Origin of the sequence: Ruminococcus sp. AF31-8BH, from assembly GCF_003460605.1 — a bacterium.
Classification (GTDB): Bacteria; Bacillota; Clostridia; order Lachnospirales; family Lachnospiraceae; genus Blautia_A; species Blautia_A acetigignens.
This window is the reverse complement of sequence record NZ_QTVN01000017.1, coordinates 33,609-52,613: the sequence shown is the minus strand read 5'-3', so window position 1 is coordinate 52,613 and position 19,005 is coordinate 33,609. Positions and strand designations below refer to the sequence as shown.

The following is a 19,005-nucleotide window of genomic DNA, read 5'->3' as shown; positions in this document are numbered from 1 at the left end:
CAAAAAGAAGGGACAGAACAATGAAAAAATCAAGAGGAATCTTAGTCCTGATTCTGACTGCCATCATCACAGTGTTTTTCTGCTTTACAGCCGCAGTAGGCATCGGTCCTACAGGAACCGGAGCTGCGAAGAACATTAAGACCGGACTTGATCTGGCCGGTGGTGTGAGCATTACCTATCAGGCAAAAGACAGCGACCCAAGCAGTGAGGACATGAAGGATACTGTCTACAAGCTGCAGAAACGTGTTGAACAGTACAGCACAGAAGCACAGGTATACCAGGAAGGCTCCGACCGTATCAATGTTGAAATTCCGGGTGTAACAGATGCAAATGCCATTCTGGAAGAACTTGGCCAGCCAGGTTCCCTTTGCTTTATCACACAGCAGGATGAGGACGGAAACGCAAACTTCCAGACTGATGCTAACAGCGAGACCGGATACTCCCTGGCAAGAAGCCTGGATGAAATCCGTGAGGCAGGCTGTGTGGTACTGGAAGGTACTGACGTGGCAGATGCTACAGGCGGTGCGATCCAGCAGCAGAATTCCAGCAGCAGGGAATATGTAGTTGACCTGACTCTTACAGATGAAGGAAAGACCAAATTTGCAGAAGCTACCCAGAACAATGTAGGCAAACAGATCGCCATCATTTATGATAACGGCGTATTAAGTGCTCCAAGAGTAAATGAAGCCATCACAGGCGGTAAGGCACAGATCAGCGGTATGGAAAGTGTTGAGAGAGCGCAGGAGCTTGCTTCCTATATTCGTATCGGTTCTCTTAGCCTTGAGCTTACAGAGCTTCGTTCCAGTGTTGTAGCAGCACAGCTTGGTGAGGAAGCAATTTCCACCAGCCTTATCGCAGGTATGATCGGTCTGATCATCGTCATTTTGTTCATGATCATTGCTTACCGTGTACCTGGTGCGGTTGCAGGCTTATCCCTGATTTTCTATACAGCAACTATTCTGCTTACCTTAAATGCATTTGACATTACCCTTACGCTTCCGGGTATTGCAGGTATCATCCTGGGCATTGGTATGGCAGTAGATGCCAACGTTATTATTTATGCACGTATCCGTGAGGAAATCGGCGCAGGCTCTACCGTGCGCGCCGCAATCAAAGCCGGATTTTCCAAAGCATTTTCTGCAATCTTTGACGGAAACATCACAACTCTGATCGCAGCATTCGTGCTGATGTGGCTGGGTACCGGTTCTGTTAAGGGCTTTGCTTACACTCTGGCACTTGGTATTGTGGTTTCCATGTTCACAGCACTGGTATTCTCCAGACTTGTGATTAATGCATTATATGCAGTCGGAGTACGTGATGAGAAATTTTACGGAAAGACAGAAGAGAAGAAGGTTATCAACTTTGTTGGAAAGAGAAAATTCTGCTTTACTCTTTCTATTATCCTGATTCTTGCAGGACCGGCAGTCATGCTGATCCACAGTACAACAGGCGGAAAAGCCCTGAACTACAGCCTTGAGTTTTCAGGCGGTACTTCTACCAATGTTACCTTTAATGAGGATCTGGACATTAAGACCATTGATTCTGAGGTTACACCTGTTGTAGAAGAAGTAACAGGAGATAAGAATGTACAGCCTACCAAGGTTGTTGGAACCAAGCAGGTTATCATTAAGACTCGCGCATTGACTCTGGATGAGCGTGAAGCTCTGAACAAGGCACTTGTGGATAAGTTTGATGTAGATGAGTCTCTGATCCAGGCAGAGAGCATTTCCGCTACTGTCAGCAATGAGATGAGAAGAGATGCAGTAGTTGCCGTTATCGTTGCTACTATCTTCATGCTTCTTTATATCTGGTTCCGTTTCAAGGATATCCGCTTTGCGGGCAGTGCAGTACTTGCACTCCTCCATGACGTTCTGGTTGTCCTTACCTTCTATGCGATTTCCAGAATTTCCGTAGGAAATACCTTTATCGCTTGTATGCTGACCATCGTTGGTTATTCTATCAATGCTACAATCGTTATCTTCGACCGTATCCGTGAGAACCTTCACGGAAGCAGACGTCTGGATGAGATTGAGGAAGTGGTCAACAGAAGTATTACACAGACACTTACCAGAAGTATTTATACTTCCCTTACTACCTTTATCATGGTAGCAGTTCTTTATATCATGGGTGTTTCTTCTATCCGTGAGTTTGCTGCACCATTGATGGTTGGTATTATCTGCGGTGCATATTCTTCCGTATGCATTACAGGTGCACTGTGGCTGGTAATGAAAAAGAAAATCGGCGCAGGACAGGATACTGTGAAAGCTGCAGCGGCTGCAGCACCTGCTAAGAAGACAGCACAGAGTGCAAATACACAGAGTGCTCCGGCTTCCAACGCACAGGCTCAGCCGAAGAAGAAAAACCGCAAGAGAGTTCAGGAGCGTCTTGCAGCACAGGAAGCTGCAAAGAATGCCGAGAACAGTTCTTCCGAAGAAAATAAATAAAAGAGATGTTAAGCCGGGACAGGCGTGAAAACCTGTCCCGGCTTGCTTTTTATCCGAATTCATATTAAAATTGCGTAAGACCATATGATACGAGGAGAAAAAGAATGGAAAAATGGGTAGTAACCGCGAAAAAGGCTGATTTCCAGGGAATTGGCAGGAAATATGGGATTGATCCGGTAATTGCAAGGATCATCCGCAACAGAGACATAACAGGTGATGAGGCTATAGAAGAATATCTGAATGGAACCCTGGCAGATATCCCCTCCTGGAAACTTCTGAAGGACATTGACAAGGCCGTGGAAATCATTTCCGGGAAAATAGATGCAGGAACCAAAATGCGGATTATCGGGGATTACGATATTGACGGAGTGACAGCTACCTACATTCTTTTGAAAGGCTTTAAGCGCCTTGGAGCAAATGTGGACACTTACATTCCAGATCGTGTGGCAGACGGCTATGGAATTCACGACCATCTGATCAAAAAAGCTATGGAGGACGGCATCGACACCATTGTGACTTGTGACAATGGCATTTCCGCATCAAGCCAGATCACCTATGCAAAAGAACTGGGGATGACTGTGGTGGTGACCGACCACCACGAGGTGCCTTTTACTGATACCGAAGAAGGAAGAACTTACATCCTTCCCCCGGCGGACGCCATCATCAATCCCAAGCAGGCAGACTGTACATACCCCAACAAAAATATCTGCGGGGCTGTGGTAGCCATGAAGCTGGTTTTTGCCCTTTATGAGAAATACAGGCTTCCGGAAGAAGAAAAAGAAGATTTCCTGGAGCCTGCGGCAATCGCTACAGTGGGGGATATTATGGACCTTCAGGGAGAAAACCGTATTCTGGTAAAGGAGGGACTTGCCCGTCTGCCTTTTACCAAAAACAAAGGCCTGAAAGCGCTGATCCGGGCCATCGGCCTGGAAGACCAGAAAATCACCTCTTACGACATTGGATTCCGTCTTGGCCCCTGCATCAATGCCAGCGGCAGACTGGATACCGCAATGCGCTCCCTGGCACTTTTGCAGTCGGAGGATGAGGAAGAGGCTGCAAAGCTTGCGGGAGATCTGAAAGCCCTGAACGACAGCCGCAAGGCCCTGACGGAAAAAGGAACGGAGAAAGCCTACAAGCTGATCGAGAGCAGCAACCTGAAAAACGACCGGGTAATGGTAGTATTTTTGCCGGAATGTCACGAAAGCCTTGCCGGAATTATAGCTGGAAGAATCCGGGAAAAGTACCATAAGCCCACCTTTGTCCTTACAAGAGGGGAAAAGTCCTTAAAAGGCAGTGGCAGATCCACGGAAAACTATTCCATGTACGAGGAACTGGTGAAATGTGACAGCCTTCTGGTACAGTATGGCGGCCATCCTATGGCAGCAGGCCTTTCCATTGAGGAAGAGAATGTGGAAAAATTCCGCCAGACCTTGAATGACAACTGCACCCTGACAGAAGAGGACATGATTCCCAAAATCGTAATCGATGTGCCTATGCCTATTTCCTATATTAACGAAGAACTGGTAGAGCAGCTCTCCATTCTGGAACCTTTTGGCAAGGGAAACACCAAGCCTCTTTTTGCCCAGAAAAATCTTCGTGTTTTAAAAGTGGAAATATATGGAAAGACTCAGAATACAGTGAAGCTGCAGCTGAGGGACCCGTCCGGTGCTGTGATGGACGGCCTTTACTGGGGCGAGGCGAAGGAATTCGCGGATTTTGCCAGGTCTCATGAGACCATTTCCGTGACCTATTACCCAAGGATCAATTCCTATATGGGAAGAGAATCTCTGCAAATTGTTATACAAAATTACTGCTGATCAGTGAATAATCATGTAAAACCACGAAAAATGCGGTATTTGCAGGGAGCGTGTCGGTTTGACATTGATTCTGTATGTAAAAAGTGGTATACTGAAAAATAATTATGATGCCGGGGGTGGCTGCTGCTTTCCCCACATCCCTATATCTGAGGAGGCTCTTTATGAAAAAAATAGAGGAATATGTAAGAAGCATACCGGATTTTCCGGAACCGGGAATTATTTTCAGAGATGTGACAAGTATCCTTCAGGATGCAGACGGACTGAAGCTTGCAATTGATTCCATGCAGGACTGCCTGAAGGACGTTGACGTAGATGTGATCGTAGGTACCGAATCCCGCGGATTTATTTTTGGAATGCCTATCGCATACAATCTTCACAAACCATTTGTTCCAGTCCGCAAGAAAGGCAAGCTTCCATGCGAGACCATTTCCGCAAGCTACGATCTGGAATACGGCAAGGCAGAGATCGAAATCCACAAGGATGCCATCAAGCCAGGCCAGAAGGTTGTAATTATCGACGACCTGATCGCTACAGGCGGTACTGTTGAGGCTGCTGCCAAGCTGATCGAGCAGCTTGGAGGAGAGGTTGTGAAAATCGTGTTCCTGATGGAGCTTGCAGGCCTTGAGGGACGTAAGAAACTGGAGAAATATGATGTGGCTTCCGTAATCCGCTACGAAGGCAAATAAATGGATGAGTCTGTTTCGCCAGATGCCTGTCATGGATCATGAGGGCAAATGCTGACGCAGATAGTATAGAAACAGGCAGGTGTAAATTATGGCTGATGTTATTACAGAAAGGGGCGGGACACCTGAAATGTCCAAGGAGGATATGGAGAAGCTGGAGTCTGTGAAGAAGGCAGATGCAGCTGTGAAATCCATGCACGACTTTACAAGCCCTGAAGTATTATATAATGAGCTGATCGCCAGCATTAAGAAATATCATCCTTCTACAGATATTACGCTGATCCAGAAGGCATATGAGACTGCGCGGGAGGCCCACAAGGACCAGAAAAGAAAGTCCGGGGAGCCTTATATCATTCATCCGTTATGCGTAGCAATTATTCTGGCAGATCTGGAACTGGATAAGGAGACCATCGTTGCAGGACTTCTCCATGACGCTGTGGAGGATACCTGGATGACCTGCGAGGAGATCACCAAGGAATTCGGGCCTGAGGTGGCTCTTCTGGTTGATGGCGTGACCAAGATCGGACAGCTGTCCTACTCCACAGATAAGGTGGAGATGCAGGCAGAGAGCCTTCGCAAGATGTTTCTTGCCATGGCCAAGGATATCCGTGTGATCCTGATCAAGCTTGCAGACCGTCTTCATAACATGCGTACCCTTCAGTATATGACTCCTGCGAAGCAGAAGGAGAAGGCAAGGGAGACCATGGACATCTATGCGCCCATTGCCCAGCGTCTTGGTATTTCCAAGATCAAGGTAGAGCTGGATGACCTTTCCCTGAAATACCTGAAGCCGGATGTGTACTACGATCTGGTTGAGAAGGTAGCCCTTCGCAAGAGCGTCCGAGAGGAATTTGTGGGCAATATTGTGAAGACTGTGAAGCAGCATATGGTGGAAGCAGGCATCAAAGCACAGGTAGACGGACGTGTGAAGCATTTCTTCAGCATCTACAAGAAGATGGTGAACCAGAACAAGACTATTGACCAGATCTACGATCTGTTTGCAGTGCGTATTCTGGTGGATACCGTGAAGGACTGTTATGCGGCTCTTGGCGTGATCCATGAGATGTATAAGCCCATTCCGGGACGCTTCAAGGATTACATTGCAATGCCTAAGCCAAACATGTATCAGTCCCTGCATACCACTTTGATCGGACCAAACGGACAGCCTTTTGAGATCCAGATCCGAACCTTTGAGATGCATAAGACTGCGGAATATGGTATTGCTGCACACTGGAAATATAAAGAAGCATCTGACGGCAAGGCCTCTTCCGGCAACCGTGAGGAAGAGAAATTAAACTGGCTGCGCCAGATCCTGGAGTGGCAGAGGGACATGTCCGACAATAAAGAGTTCATGAGCCTTCTTAAGAATGACCTGGATCTGTTTGCGGACAGTGTATACTGCTTTACCCCGCAGGGAGATGTAAAGACCCTTCCCAACGGTTCTACCCCTATTGACTTTGCGTACAGCGTACATAGTGCTGTAGGAAACAAGATGGTAGGCGCCCGTGTAAACGGCAAGCTGGTTCCCATTGAGTACCGGATCCAGAATGGTGACCGTATTGAAATCATCACTTCCCAGAACTCCCAGGGACCAAGCCGTGACTGGCTGAAGGTGGTAAAGAGTACCCAGGCGAAGAACAAGATCAATCAGTGGTTTAAGAAAGAGCTGAAGGAAGATAATATTCTGAAAGGCAAGGAAATGCTGGCTCAGTATGCCAAGAGCAAGGGCTTTAAATTTGCCAACTATGCCAAGCCTCAGTATATGGATGCGGTTCTTCACAAGTATGGCTTCCGTGATTGGGATTCCGTGCTGGCGGCCATTGGACATGGCGGCCTGAAGGAAGGCCAGGTATTTAATAAGCTGGTAGAGGCTTATGACAAGGAGAATAAGAAGAACCTTACAGATGAGGAAGTTCTGGAGGCAGCAGCTGCAGAGAATCAGGATAAGAAGCATCACATTAAGAGCAAGAGCGGCATTGTAGTGCGTGGAATCCATGATGTGGCAGTGCGTTTTTCCAAGTGCTGCAACCCGATCCCTGGAGACGAGATCGTGGGTTATGTCACAAGAGGCCGCGGGGTTACCATTCACAGAACAGACTGCGTCAATGTGATGAATATGTCTGAGATGGACAGAAGCCGTCTTCTGGAGGCAGAGTGGCAGCAGCCGGAGACCAAGCAGGATGAGCATTACATGGCAGAGATCAATGTGTATGCCAACAACCGTACCGGTCTTCTGGTGGATATCTCCAAGATCTTTACCGAGCGCAAGATCGATATCCGCAATATCAACTGCCGCACCAGTAAGCAGGAGAAGGCGACGATTTCCGTAAGCTTTAACGTCAGCTGCAAGGAGGAACTGAACTCTCTCATTGAGAAGATCCGCCAGCTGGAGAGCGTTTTAGATGTGGAGAGAACTACAGGCTGATGCCGTGAAAGGATAGAATATGGGCAAACTTGAATTACAGCAGTGCGTTCTTGGCCCTGTATATACCAATTGCTATATTGCAAAAAATAAAGAGACAGGTGAAGCGCTGATTATCGATCCGGCAGATTCACCTTCCAAGATAGAATTAAAAGTGAACGCTATGGGCGCAAGGCCTGTGGCAGTGCTTCTCACACACGGTCATTTCGATCATATTATGGGCGTGGAGGCAGTGCGGGAAAAGTATCAGATTCCTGTTTATGCCTGTCGTCAGGAAGAGGAAATGCTCCGGGAGCCTTCTGTGAATATGACAGACCAGATGGGGAAATCCTGCTCCATCCGCCCGGATGTATTTCTGGATGACCTGCAGGTATTTGAAGCGGCGGGATTTTCCATCCAGATGATCCATACGCCGGGACATACCAAGGGAAGCTGCTGCTATTATCTGAAAGAGGAAGGCGTTCTGTTCAGCGGAGATACTCTGTTCTGCGGCTCTGTAGGCAGGACAGATTTTCCGGGAGGAAGTGCCAGCCAGATCCGGAACAGCCTGCACAGACTGTTGGCCGCTCTGCCGGATGACACCAGTGTGTATCCGGGACATGATACTTCCACAACAATCGGCTACGAAAAGAGGTACAATCCATTTGTGTAAAATAGGAATCCTGCTGCTTGACAGGGATTTCGAGCATGATGTATATGAATTAATAAAAGCGTTTTATCCGGAAGGAGATATCCACAGCCTCTACGAAAAGGACGAAGAGGAGTACGATATCTTCTTTACTGTGGAGAGGGATGAGAAGGATTTCATCATCCGTTATGAGACAAAGGACAAAAAAGGTGCAGCGCGGGCGGCTGTGATCACAGGTGCAGATTTAAAGGAAGAAAGCAGTGAGGCCAAGAAGCCAGAGGACGGCGCACAGGAAAGTCCCAAAATCATGGATGCCCATGAGCTTCGCAAAGCCAACAAGGACGGCCTGAAATATGTTCTCTACAATGTGCTGGTGAAGCTTACCGGAAGAACCCTTCCATGGGGCAACCTTACCGGAATCCGCCCGGCCAAGCTTGCCATGGGGATGATCGAGAGCGGCATGAAGAATACTGAGATTGCTCAGGTAATGCGGGATCACTATCTGGTCAGTGCCAAGAAAACAGCGCTTGCCATCACCATAGCAAACCGGGAGCGGGCACTTCTCCAGGATATTGATTATGAGCACGGCTACAGCCTTTATGTAGGCATTCCCTTTTGCCCCAGTATCTGTCTGTACTGTTCCTTCAGTTCCTACCCGCTGAAGATCTGGCACAAGCGTGTGGATGAGTATCTGGATGCCCTGTGTCTTGAGATTCGGGAAACTGCTAAGATGATGAAGAACTACAAACTGGACACCATCTACATTGGCGGCGGTACGCCTACCACCCTGGAGCCGGATCAGCTAAGGCGGCTTCTGGATCAGCTGGGAGAATCCTTCGGATTTGACGGGCTGGTGGAGTTTACCATCGAGGCAGGCAGACCAGACAGCATTACAAGAGAGAAGCTGGAAGCCATCCGGGAATATCCTGTGACCAGAATTTCCGTGAACCCTCAGACTATGAACCAGAAAACTCTGGAAATCATCGGCAGACGCCATACAGTGGCGCAGACCATTGAGGCATTTCAGCTTGCCAGAGAATTAGATTATAACAATATTAACATGGATCTTATTGTGGGACTGCCTGGAGAGGATATTTCCATGGTCAGAAACACATTGGATAAGATCAAGGAACTTTCCCCGGACAGCCTGACCGTCCATTCCCTGGCTGTGAAGCGTGCAGCCCGCCTGAATATGTTCCGTGACAAATATCAGGAAATGACCTTTGAGAACAATCAGGAGATCATGGATCTGACCCAGCAGACAGCTTATTCCATGGAAATGGGCCCCTACTATCTGTACCGTCAGAAGAACATGAAGGGAAATTTTGAAAATGTAGGCTATGCAAAGGTTGACAAAGCCGGGATTTACAATATACTGATTATGGAAGAAAAACAGCCCATCATCGCTCTTGGAGCAGGCGGTTCTTCCAAGCTGGTGTTTGACCATGGAAAACGGATCGAGCGCGTGGAGAATGTAAAGGATGTAACCAGCTACATTGCCCGCATCGATGAGATGATCGAAAGAAAGCGTACAGGAATCGGAACCTGGTTATAGAGGGGAGGGAAAATTCTTGGAAGAGCTTTCGAAAACCCAGTCAGAAGGAACGGACAGACTTCTGGAATTTGACCTGTCTGCAGAGCTGAAGCATGGAATTGCAGTAAGCAATCTGGTCTATGCCCTTGCCACGGAGCTTGGCCTTCCCCATGAGCAGTGCTATGACCTTGCCATAGCCGGAATGCTTCACGACATTGGAAAGCTGAAGCTGAGAAGCTACATCAACGGACAGGAGAAGAACCCTCTTGTGATTGAGGAACTGAAATATGTCCGTATGCATTCCACTCTTGGCTACGAGGAACTAAAGGGCCAGGGCTATTCAGATTTTGTTCTTGAGAGTATTCTCTATCATCATGAAAATTACGATGGAAGCGGTTACCCGTCCAATCTGGCAGGGGAAGAGATTCCCATCGGCGCCAGGATCCTGCGGGTATGCGACGTGTTCTGTGCCCTGAGCCAGGACCGCTCCTACCGCAAGGCCTTTGACCGGCGCACCGTGATGGAACTGATGATAGATGAAATAAAAAACTTTGATTTGGAAGTATTTCTTGCATTTCAAAGAGTAGTACATACCAGGAAAACTGGTTGATGAAGGAGGAAACATGGCATTAAAGAAGAAGCCGGTTACCGGCATGAAAGATATTTTACCAAAGGAGATGGAAATCCGTAACTATGTTACCGGACTGATCCGCGAGACATACGGCTCCTTTGGATTTACTTCAATCGAGACTCCGAGCGTGGAGCACATTGAGAACCTTTGCAGCAAGCAGGGCGGAGACAATGAGAAGCTGATCTTCAAAATCCTCAAAAGAGGCGAGAAGCTGAAGCTTGACCAGGCAAAAGAGGAGGCAGATCTTGTAGATTCCGGTCTTCGCTATGACCTGACAGTACCCCTTTCCAGATATTACTCCAACAACGCCAATGAGCTGCCGGGACCGTTTAAGGCACTGCAGATGGGCTATGTATGGAGAGCTGACCGTCCTCAGAGAGGCCGTTTCCGTCAGTTTATGCAGTGTGACATTGATATTTTAGGTGAGCCCACTTATATGGCTGAGATCGAGCTGGTGCTTGCAACCACCACCCTTCTTGGCAAGCTTGACTTTCACAACTTTACCATCCGCATCAATGACCGCCGTATCCTGAAGGCTATGGCTGAGTACAGCGGATTCCCGAAGGAAAGCTTTGACACTGTATTTATCATCCTTGACAAGATGGACAAGATCGGTCTTGAGGGTGTAGCCAAAGAGCTTGAGGAAGAGGGCTTTGCAAAAGAGAGCATTGACACTTACCTTGCGATGTTCAAGGAGATCAGCTCTGACATCCAGGGTGTAAGATACTGCAAGGAGAAGCTCTCTGGTGTGCTGGATAAGCAGATCGCAGCAGATCTTGAGACCATTATTTCCACAGTAGAAGCTGTGAAAACTGCTGATTTCAAGATGGCATTTGACCCGACTCTGGTACGAGGCATGTCCTACTACACAGGTCCGATCTTCGAGATTTCTATGGATGAGTTCGGCGGCAGCGTTGGCGGCGGTGGACGTTATGATGAGATGATCGGTAAATTTACCGGAAACAATACAAGCGCATGCGGTTTCTCCATCGGATTTGAGCGTATTGTTATGCTCCTTCTGGAGAGAGGCTACCAGATCCCCACAGCGAAGACCAAGAAGGCATATCTCATTGAGAAAAATATGCCGGCTGACAAGCTGATCGAGATTTTCCGCCAGGCGGAAGAGGAGAGAAAGACTGGAATCCAGGTTAACATCTCCATTATGAAAAAGAACAAGAAATTCCAGAAAGACCAGATGGCTGCAGAAGGCTATACAGAATTTGTGGAATTCTTCAAGAGATAAAGGAGGCAGCAAAATGGCTGAGAGTATGCAGGGACTGCACAGAACCTGCCGATGTGCAGAAGTGACCACACAGATGGTTGGCAGTGAAGTAACCCTTATGGGATGGGTTCAGAAGGCTAGAGATAAAGGAGGAATCATTTTCGTAGACTTACGTGACCGCAGCGGTATCATGCAGCTGATCTTCGAGAATGGCTCCATTGATGAGGAAGGCTTTGCAAAAGCCGGCAAGCTCAGAAGCGAGTTTGTAATCGCAGTAACCGGTACTGTTGAGAAACGTGGCGGTGCTGTCAATGAGAACCTTGCAACAGGTGAGATCGAAGTAAGAGCAAAATCCCTTCGTGTTCTTTCCGAGGCAGAGGTTCCTCCGTTCCCGGTTGAGGAGAACAGCAAAACAAAAGAGGACGTTCGTCTGAAATACCGTTATCTTGACTTAAGACGTCCGGACCTTCAGAAAAACCTGATCTTGAAAAGCCGCGTAATGCAGCTTACCAGGTCCTTCTTTACAAACGAGGGATTCCTGGAAATCGAGACTCCTATGCTTGGCAAGAGTACTCCAGAGGGAGCAAGAGATTACCTGGTACCATCCCGTGTACATCCAGGCTGCTTCTATGGTCTTCCGCAGTCACCGCAGCTGTACAAACAGCTTCTGATGTGCTCCGGATATGACAGATACATCCAGATCGCAAGATGCTTCCGTGACGAGGACCTTCGTGCTGACCGTCAGCCGGAGTTCACACAGATCGATATGGAGCTTTCCTTCGTTGATGTTGATGATGTAATCGATGTAAACGAGAGATACCTTTCTTATCTGTTCAAAGAAGTTCTTGGCATCGATGTGAAGCTTCCAATCCAGAGAATCACCTGGCAGGAAGCTATGGACCGTTTCGGCTCCGACAAGCCGGATATGCGATTTGGCATGGAGCTTCATGATGTAAGCGGCATTGTGAAGAACTGTGGCTTCTCCGTATTTACAAGTGCCCTTGAGAACGGCGGAAGCGTTCGCGGTATCAACGCTGAGGGACAGGGAAGCATGCCTCGTAAGAAGATCGACAAGCTTGTAGAATTTGCAAAAGGCTACGGCGCAAAGGGTCTTGCATACATTGCAATCGCAGAAGACGGCACAAGAAAATCCTCCTTTGCCAAATTCATGACAGATGAGGAGATGGACGCGCTGGTAGCTGCTATGGATGGTAAGGCAGGAGATCTGCTTCTGTTCGCAGCAGACAAGAAGAAATTGGTTTATGATGTTCTTGGCGCACTTCGTCTGGAGCTTGCAAAACAGATGGATCTTCTGGACAAGAACGAGTACCGTTTCGTATGGGTAACTGAGTTCCCGCTGCTTGAGTGGAGCGAGGAGGAGAACCGTTTCACAGCTATGCATCATCCATTTACCATGCCGATGGACGAGGATATCCCGCTTCTTGACACAGATCCGGGCGCAGTTCGTGCCAAGGCTTATGATATCGTACTGAACGGTAATGAGATCGGTGGAGGAAGCGTTCGTATCCATCAGGATGATATTCAGGAGAGAATGTTCAAGGAACTTGGATTTACACCGGAAGCTGCCCATGAGCAGTTCGGATTCCTTCTGGATGCATTCAAATACGGAGTTCCGCCTCACGCTGGACTGGCTTATGGCCTTGACCGTTTGGTTATGCTGATCGCCAAGGTTGACAGCATCCGTGACGTAATCGCATTCCCGAAGGTGAAAGATGCATCCTGTCTGATGACTCAGGCTCCCCAGCGCGTAAGCGAGGCACAGCTGAATGAGCTTGGACTGGAAGTGGAAAAAGAAGAGACAGAAGAATAAAAAAGACAGCAGAAATGTTATGATTGTTATAAAAAAATCCCGCTTTGACTGAATCGCCAGAGCGGGATTTTTTATGTGATCAGGAATCTTCTTCACTGTCTTCTACAGGGCTGGAGCTTAAGGTTCCGAACAGTGCCTGTCCGAATACAGAGCCTGCGTCCTCAAGCTTCCAGGAAGCTCCGTCGTTGATCAGGGTAAAGGTTGTGGTCACTGTTTTTTCTTCTTTGTTCTCCTTGATGGAGTCGATCAGAAGCTGGTAGGATTTGTTATAGCGCTTCTGGGCACCGTCGATGACCGCATCCGTAGAGGAAAGGTAATCATCTAACTGAGACTGATAGCTGTTTAAAATCGCCTCGCTGTCAAAGGTGGTGATATCCGCCTTTACAGAAGCGTGGTAGCCGGAAACAGAGGTTTCCCCGATGCTGTAGTTAAAAATGTTATGAACCTGTTCCACCAGGGCATTTGCAAGGCTGATCTTGTTGGGATCCTCTGTGCTTACAATAGAGTCGGCATTCAGGTAATTGGCCAGTTCCTCAGTGGACATATTTTTCAGCGTGTCCAGATACACAAGAAGGGTATCCTCAGGTGAGAGAATATCGGGATCCGACAGATAGTTCATAAGACCGCCTACCAGATCATTTTCCAGTGTGGTGGTACGCTTGATCTCCCATATGGTTTCCTCATTTTTTTCGGAGGCGGTAAGGGTGATGCTACAGTTGCGTTCTACGGTCTGGTATTTGTTGGAGCTAAGAAGCTGGTTCAGAAGCATGTACCGGTCTTCCAGGGTGACGGTCTGGTCATCCTCTGTATCATCTGAAGCAGCCAGCGCAATTTCATGCTTCAGCAGCGCCTTGGAAAAATCCTCGGCAAGTGCCCGGGCATCCAAGGTAAACAGACGAAGGCTTACTTTGGCAATTGCTTTGTCCCGGTTCACGGAGGTATCCAGAATCTTGTAATCGAAATCCTGGAAAAACAGGGAGAAAACTTCCTCAACATCTGAGGACATTGCGGCGTCTTCCAGGTCGCCGGGGAAAATTTCCTGGTAGGAAATGTATTTCTGTGTGGTGTCGGAATCCAGATGCTTCAGAAGATCCAGTTCCCGCTTTACTACTTCGTCAATCTTTTTTTCTTCTTTACCTGTACAGCCGCAAAAAAGAACTGCACACAGAAGCAAAAGAGGAAGCAGAAATTTGACTGACTTCATACAGTTTTTTCCTTTCATTATAAGTAGGTGCATTATACCATTTTTCGGTATAAAAGTCAAAAATCCCTAAAACATATACGATATTTCTAAAAAAAGAGTGAAAAAATTGTGAAAATTGCATTGAAAAAGACCCTTGTTTGCCAGGAAAGCTTTTCTTTTGGGAAAGAATCTGTTATGATTAGTTAGGTAAATGCAGATGACAGGAGAATGTACCTATCTGTTATAATGCAAATGATATAAAGAATAATTCCAGTGTAACTGTGAAGGTACTGAACAGTTACATTCCAGTTATCGTACGGGAGGTAACTATGAAGAAAAAATTTTTTGTCATCGGAGGAATTATTATACTGGCTGGAGCGGCAGGCGCTGGCGGCTGGTATTATTATAAAGAGAATTATGCGAACTCATCCGCCGCATCCGGGCAGGTGGCTTATGTGACTAAGATCAGCACATTGCTTGGAGAGGATTCCGGTGTGGTGAATCGGTTTGCCGGAGTGGTAGAGCCTCAGGATACTGTGAAGGTAAATATTGAGAACGGCAGAACCGTTACCGAGGTAAAGGTGAAAACCGGTGACGAGGTCAAGAAAGGCCAGCTGCTTTTTGAATACGATTTAAGCAGCATCCAGGACAGCTTAAAGGAAGCACAGCTTGCACTTGACCGTCTGAAGAATGAGGCGCTCAGTTTGAATGAGCAGATTGCCACCCTTGAGAAAGAGAAGAAGAAAGCCAACAAGAGCAGCCAGCTTTCCTACACCATTGAGATTGAGACCAATAAGATGAATCTCAAGAAGAATGAATATGACCAGATCAGCAAGCAGGCAGAAATTGACAATCTGCAGGCAGCCACCACCAATACAGAGGTGCGCAGCGAGATCGATGGCGTCATCCAGAAAATTGATACCAGCAAGCTTGGCAGCTCAGATGGAGATACTCTTGACAACAGCATGGGCTCTGATTCCGGAAGCTCTGATTCCGATAATTCATTTATTACCATTTTGAGCACAGGTGCTTACAGAATCAAGGGATTGGTTAATGAGCAGAACCGTAATTCCGTTGTTCCGGGATCCGCTGTGATCGTGCGCTCCAGAGTAGACGAGAATCAGATCTGGCGCGGCACTATGGGAGCTGTAGATGAGCAGAGTGCATCCAGCAGCAACAATAGCAACAGCTATATGTGGGGAGGTTCCAGCGGCGATGACACCACAAGCTCCAGCAGCTATCCATTCTATGTAACTCTGGATTCCTCTGACGGGCTTATGCTTGGACAGCATGTATACATAGAGATGGACGAGGGCCAGGAAGACAAGAAGACCGGCGTGTGGATCGGAGATTATTACATTGTAGATGCAGACACAGAGAACCCTTATGTATGGGCTGTGGATTCCAAGGGACGGCTGGAGAAGCGTTCCGTAATCCTTGGACAGCATGATGATGAGCTTTCCGAATATGAGATTGCAGACGGTCTGACTGAGGATGACAGTATTGCATTCCCGTCAGACAGCCTTGAGGAAGGCATGAGCACCAAGGACATGGCGGATATGACAGATGAGGATTACGCCAATATGCTGGATATGGAGAGCAGTGCAGACGGAGATCTTTCTGATGAAATGTACCCTGATGAAGCATACTCCGATGGAGATACCATGGAGTCAATGGACGGAGAGGCTTCCGCTGATTTCATAGAAGGCGGTACAGATGACAGCATGGATGCCGCCATAGAGGATTCTTCTATGGATGGGGACTATACAGAAGAGGATATGGAAGGCTTCACGGATGAGAACATGGATGAACCACAGCAGTACGGTTCTGATGATATGGAGGCAGCAGGATGATTCTTGAACTGAAGGGAATTTATAAGGATTACCAGCAGGGAAAAATGACCGTTCCTGTTCTTAAGGATGTGAATTTTTCCATGGAGGAGGGGGAATATGTGGCAATTATGGGTCCCTCCGGTTCTGGCAAATCCACATTGATGAATATTATCGGCTGTCTGGATCAGGCAACCAAGGGAACCTTTTTCCTGGATGGAGAAGACATCAGCAAATGCTCTGAGAATGAGATGTCAGATATCCGTCTGAACAAGATTGGATTTGTATTTCAGAGCTTTCATCTTCTTCCAAGGCAGTCTGCCATTTCCAATGTGGAAATGCCGTTGAACTATGCACATGTGCCAAAGAAGGAGAGAAGGGAGCGGGCATTTGCAGCCCTTGACAGAGTGGGGCTTGCAGACCGTGTGGATTTCAGGCCGAATCAGCTGTCAGGAGGTCAGATGCAGCGAGTTGCCATTGCCAGGGCCATTGTGAACAACCCCAAGCTTCTGCTTGCAGATGAGCCGACGGGTGCTCTTGATAGTAAGTCCGGCAAGCAGGTGATGGAGCTGTTCCAGAAGCTGAATGACGAGGGCGTTTCAGTTCTGATGATCACACATGATCCGGAAATCGCAGCCCATGCCAAGCGGGTGGTTATGATCCGTGACGGTGAGCTGCAGGAAAAGAGGTGATCCCATGGGCAAAGTAAAAAAAGTAATCATAGGCGTGGTTGTCACAGCTCTTGTGGGAACCGGCATCGGCGGCGGACTTCTGTATGTGCGCAAGGGGAGCCAGAAGGAGGTTCTTGTGGCAAGCGTCAGTGATCTGGCAGGAGAGAACTACGGCTCCGATAACACGTTAAGCGGAAATGTTTATGCCAATGCCACCCAGAGAATCACGGTGGACAAGGACATGATCATTCAGGATATTTTTGTAAGCAAGGGAGACGAGGTGAAGCCGGGAGATAAGCTGATTTCCTTTGATATGACCCTTGTGGATATGGAGCTGAATATTGCCAAATTGAAGCTTCAGAAGCAGCAGCAGGATCTTGCAACAGCAAAGAAGCGTCTTACAAGCCTGCAGAATGGTGGTCCGATCCTGGATTCCGATGCCAATTCTGCGGACAGCCTGATTGATTCCGGTTCTGATTCGGGCTCTGGCTCCGATTCCGGAACTGGTTCTGGAAGTGATGGTGCAGATGATATGGCATCTGCCAATGTAACCGCATCCGATCATTATCTGGCAGTTGCCATGCAGCCTCTTTTGCTGGCTGCTGTTGCAGATGGCTTCGGGGACGGACAGGAAAGTGCTGAAGCTGCAGCTGAGGTGACAGATGCAGGAAGCGAAGATTTGGGAATGGCAGATTCCGATATGGCAGATGGCAGCGAAGACCTTGGTGAGGATCTAGGTGGGAATTCCACCTCTGCATCTGACTACTATGGAAAAACAGAGGATGACAGCGGATTCAGCAGCGATGCGTCTGCATCCGACCAGAATGGTTTTATTTCAGATGGAAATAACGTAGATCCTACTCAGGATGGAGACAATTCCCTGAATAAAAATGAAGGGTTTGTGGATGGAGACGAACCGTTCTATCAGACACTGGATTATGATACAGAACCCTTTATGGGAGAGGGAACCGAAGAGAATCCGTATCTGTATCTGTGTTCCAGCGCTAAGGGCAAGGTAACCGTGACAGGAGCCTTCCTCAATAAGATGGCAGGCTACAATGCAGACGGAACCATGCTCATTCATCCAGGCGGATACTGGTATCTTCTTGAGTTCCATCAGAACGATACCATTGCGGATTATGAGAACAGAAAGCAGTCCTGCACAGGCTATTACCTGATCGAGGGAAGCCTGCTTTCCAATCCGGTAGACCGTTTCGTGGAACTGGATTTCACACTGGAGGATGCCCTTCATTATGACAACGGCAGCAGTGATGATCCGGAAATCCCGGACAACGGCGGCGGTGATAATACTGGAGGAGATACTTCCACCCTGACCCGTGCGGAAGCGATCCGGATTCAGAAGAACAGGATTTCCAGCCTGGAGCTGGACGTTCAGGAGAGCGAGATCAGCATCAGCAAGCTTGAGAAGAAAGCAAGCAGACAGCTGATCACAAGTAAGCTTGACGGTATTGTGACTACAGTTGGAGATGCTGCCACAGGCACCAACTCGGAATCTGATTCTTTCCTGGCAGTAAAGAGCAAGGACGGCTATTATGTACAGGGAACTGTCAGTGAGCTTATGCTGGATCAGGTTCAGGAAGGCACTATGATCAGCTGCAGCTCCTACGGGGAATTTGGATATGCCATGTTTGAGGCGGAAGTGGTTCAGGTGTCTGACTATGCAGTGTCCGGAGATAACAATTATTATTACGGGGACACCAACCCCAATGTATCTTCCTATATCTTTACAGCCAAGATTACAGACGATACGGCGCAGGTAAGCGCAGGGGACTGGGTTGACATCCAGCTTGAGAAGCAGGAACAGGCTTCAGAGGGAATTGTGCTTTCCAAGGCCTTTGTCCGTACTGAGGACGGAGTCAGCTATGTATATAAGGACGTAAATGGCGTCCTCAAGAAACAGATCGTCAAGGTGACGCAGAATGTAAACGGCGGCATGTATGTGCTGATTAACGGCGGATTATCCATGGAAGACAAGATTGCTTTCCCATATTCCAAAACGGCACAGGAAGGCGTGAAGACAAAAGAAGGCTCTCTGGATACGTTTATGGGATATGATTCCACCTCGTATTCAGGCATCGGTTAAGGAGGG

General features: G+C 47.9%; 13 protein-coding genes. 12 read left to right on the top strand and 1 reads right to left on the bottom strand.

The window, feature by feature from the left end:
* Nucleotides 1-20: 20 nt before the first annotated feature.
* From secD to aspS, 9 genes are all read left to right on the top strand, one after another.
* The gene (secD, locus tag DWZ38_RS17910) at nt 21-2,444 is read left to right on the top strand and encodes a protein translocase subunit SecD (protein ID WP_117854398.1); all 2,424 of its coding nucleotides are present in this window, start codon (nt 21-23) and stop codon (nt 2,442-2,444) included.
* Between the two features lie 104 nt (nt 2,445-2,548).
* Entirely contained in the window at nt 2,549-4,261 is a 1,713-nt protein-coding gene (gene recJ / locus DWZ38_RS17905) for a single-stranded-DNA-specific exonuclease RecJ (protein WP_117854397.1), read from the top strand.
* A 161-nt stretch (nt 4,262-4,422) separates the two neighbouring features.
* Nucleotides 4,423-4,947: an adenine phosphoribosyltransferase gene (locus tag DWZ38_RS17900; RefSeq protein ID WP_021926843.1), complete on the top strand. Its 525-nt coding sequence runs from the start codon at nt 4,423-4,425 to the stop codon at nt 4,945-4,947.
* Nucleotides 4,948-5,089: 142 nt separating this feature from the next.
* Nucleotides 5,090-7,369 (top strand): bifunctional (p)ppGpp synthetase/guanosine-3',5'-bis(diphosphate) 3'-pyrophosphohydrolase, encoded by a 2,280-nt coding sequence (locus tag DWZ38_RS17895; RefSeq protein WP_347520115.1) that lies wholly within the window; start codon nt 5,090-5,092, stop codon nt 7,367-7,369.
* Between the two features lie 19 nt (nt 7,370-7,388).
* Complete coding sequence (locus DWZ38_RS17890) at nt 7,389-8,018, top strand: MBL fold metallo-hydrolase (RefSeq protein WP_117854396.1); 630 nt, start codon at nt 7,389-7,391, stop codon at nt 8,016-8,018.
* Nucleotides 8,011-9,549, top strand: a complete 1,539-nt coding sequence (gene hemZ, locus DWZ38_RS17885) for a coproporphyrinogen dehydrogenase HemZ (RefSeq protein ID WP_330681307.1) — start codon at nt 8,011-8,013, stop codon at nt 9,547-9,549. Before DWZ38_RS17890 ends, hemZ begins: the two co-directional genes overlap by 8 nt.
* 16 nt (nt 9,550-9,565) lie before the next feature.
* Complete coding sequence (locus DWZ38_RS17880) at nt 9,566-10,138, top strand: HD domain-containing phosphohydrolase (RefSeq protein WP_021926847.1); 573 nt, start codon at nt 9,566-9,568, stop codon at nt 10,136-10,138.
* Nucleotides 10,139-10,151: 13 nt separating this feature from the next.
* Nucleotides 10,152-11,402 carry a histidine--tRNA ligase gene (gene hisS, locus DWZ38_RS17875; RefSeq protein WP_117854394.1) on the top strand — a complete coding sequence of 417 codons (1,251 nt, stop codon included), beginning with the start codon at nt 10,152-10,154 and terminating at the stop codon, nt 11,400-11,402.
* A 13-nt stretch (nt 11,403-11,415) separates the two neighbouring features.
* Nucleotides 11,416-13,212: an aspartate--tRNA ligase gene (gene aspS, locus DWZ38_RS17870; RefSeq protein WP_021926849.1), complete on the top strand. Its 1,797-nt coding sequence runs from the start codon at nt 11,416-11,418 to the stop codon at nt 13,210-13,212.
* Nucleotides 13,213-13,291: 79 nt separating this feature from the next.
* Here the strand turns inward: aspS and DWZ38_RS17865 are convergent, their stop codons facing one another.
* On the bottom strand, nt 13,292-14,416 hold the full coding sequence (locus DWZ38_RS17865) for a hypothetical protein (protein ID WP_117854393.1): 1,125 nt from the start codon (nt 14,414-14,416) through the stop codon (nt 13,292-13,294).
* A 308-nt stretch (nt 14,417-14,724) separates the two neighbouring features.
* Between DWZ38_RS17865 and DWZ38_RS17860 the strand changes: the two genes are divergently transcribed.
* The 3 genes from DWZ38_RS17860 to DWZ38_RS17850 are packed head-to-tail and all read left to right on the top strand — an operon-like array spanning nt 14,725 to nt 18,999.
* Complete coding sequence (locus DWZ38_RS17860) at nt 14,725-16,248, top strand: efflux RND transporter periplasmic adaptor subunit (protein ID WP_117854392.1); 1,524 nt, start codon at nt 14,725-14,727, stop codon at nt 16,246-16,248.
* Nucleotides 16,245-16,916 carry an ABC transporter ATP-binding protein gene (locus tag DWZ38_RS17855; RefSeq protein WP_021926852.1) on the top strand — a complete coding sequence of 224 codons (672 nt, stop codon included), beginning with the start codon at nt 16,245-16,247 and terminating at the stop codon, nt 16,914-16,916. Before DWZ38_RS17860 ends, DWZ38_RS17855 begins: the two co-directional genes overlap by 4 nt.
* Before the next feature lie 4 nt (nt 16,917-16,920).
* A complete protein-coding gene (locus DWZ38_RS17850) occupies nt 16,921-18,999 on the top strand; it encodes a hypothetical protein (RefSeq protein ID WP_117854391.1) in 2,079 nt (692 codons plus the stop codon).
* Nucleotides 19,000-19,005: the final 6 nt, after the last annotated feature.

Coding starts and splice junctions, on each gene's coding strand:
- secD (WP_117854398.1), top strand. CDS start 21: ATGAAAAAATCAAGAGGAATCTTAGTCCTGATTCTGACTGCCATCATC.
- recJ (WP_117854397.1), top strand. CDS start 2,549: ATGGAAAAATGGGTAGTAACCGCGAAAAAGGCTGATTTCCAGGGAATT.
- DWZ38_RS17900 (WP_021926843.1), top strand. CDS start 4,423: ATGAAAAAAATAGAGGAATATGTAAGAAGCATACCGGATTTTCCGGAA.
- DWZ38_RS17895 (WP_347520115.1), top strand. CDS start 5,090: ATGGAGAAGCTGGAGTCTGTGAAGAAGGCAGATGCAGCTGTGAAATCC.
- DWZ38_RS17890 (WP_117854396.1), top strand. CDS start 7,389: ATGGGCAAACTTGAATTACAGCAGTGCGTTCTTGGCCCTGTATATACC.
- hisS (WP_117854394.1), top strand. CDS start 10,152: ATGGCATTAAAGAAGAAGCCGGTTACCGGCATGAAAGATATTTTACCA.
- aspS (WP_021926849.1), top strand. CDS start 11,416: ATGGCTGAGAGTATGCAGGGACTGCACAGAACCTGCCGATGTGCAGAA.
- DWZ38_RS17865 (WP_117854393.1), bottom strand. CDS start 14,416: ATGAAGTCAGTCAAATTTCTGCTTCCTCTTTTGCTTCTGTGTGCAGTT.
- DWZ38_RS17860 (WP_117854392.1), top strand. CDS start 14,725: ATGAAGAAAAAATTTTTTGTCATCGGAGGAATTATTATACTGGCTGGA.
- DWZ38_RS17855 (WP_021926852.1), top strand. CDS start 16,245: ATGATTCTTGAACTGAAGGGAATTTATAAGGATTACCAGCAGGGAAAA.
- DWZ38_RS17850 (WP_117854391.1), top strand. CDS start 16,921: ATGGGCAAAGTAAAAAAAGTAATCATAGGCGTGGTTGTCACAGCTCTT.